This is a genomic window from Photorhabdus antumapuensis (assembly GCF_020387775.1).
Lineage (GTDB): Bacteria > Pseudomonadota > Gammaproteobacteria > Enterobacterales > Enterobacteriaceae > Photorhabdus > Photorhabdus antumapuensis.
Window position 1 is genome coordinate 1,986 of sequence record NZ_JAHZMK010000006.1, and the last position, 281, is coordinate 2,266.

General features: G+C 31.7%; 1 pseudogene. It reads left to right on the forward strand.

The features are described 5' to 3' along the window. Window positions 1–281 (forward strand): annotated as a pseudogene (locus tag KZ793_RS00295) (hypothetical protein); the annotation flags it as partial.

Genomic DNA, 281 nt, shown 5'->3' on the forward strand with positions numbered 1-281 from the left:
TCCTAAAACAAGAAACATGATAATCGATATCAACAATTACGATAAAAACCCCATCACTAAGGCAATAAAAAAGACATTCAATAAAGAGAATCTAAAAGTCACCGCAAGAAGTTCATTAACATCACAAGTTATGAAAAAATTACTACCAATAAAAATTCCTGCCTATAAACTTGCTGATCTGGCTATATCACACTATAGGGCATTAGAAGGATTGAGTGATGATAAAGCCAAACATATATTAGATTTTACCAATAGTATTCGTGAAGTTCTCAATGAAAGCC